Here is a 321-nt window from a genome sequence, read left to right on the forward strand (position 1 = left end):
ATAGCGCATCTGATTACGGCTCAGAAGGTTACAGGTTTGAATCCTGTCGAGGTCACTTAAAGCACAAAATCCGCAGCGAAAGCTGCGGATTTTTTTGTTTTTCGGCAAAGCCGGGCTTGCCCGAAGCTTTGGAGAAAAGCACAAAAACACAGCGCCGACAGGCGATGTGGATTTTGTATTTTCAGGTGGGGACTCTCTCAGGAACAGCGAAGCTAATCCTGTCGAGGTCACTTAAAGCACAAAATCCGCAGCGAAAGCTGCGGATTTTTTTGTTTGTTCAGAAGCCCTCGTATGTTTGAACCCCGAGAATCTATACAAATA

Annotated in this window: 1 protein-coding gene; it reads left to right on the forward strand. The window is 46.4% G+C overall.

Annotated features, from left to right (window positions below):
• Nucleotides 1–299, forward strand: a 299-nt coding sequence (locus tag HC175_RS24040; RefSeq protein WP_209310199.1) for a hypothetical protein, incomplete at its 5' end; no start/stop codon positions are given.
• Between the last annotated feature and the right edge of the window lie 22 nt (nucleotides 300–321).

Source organism: Salinimicrobium oceani (genome assembly GCF_012037645.1).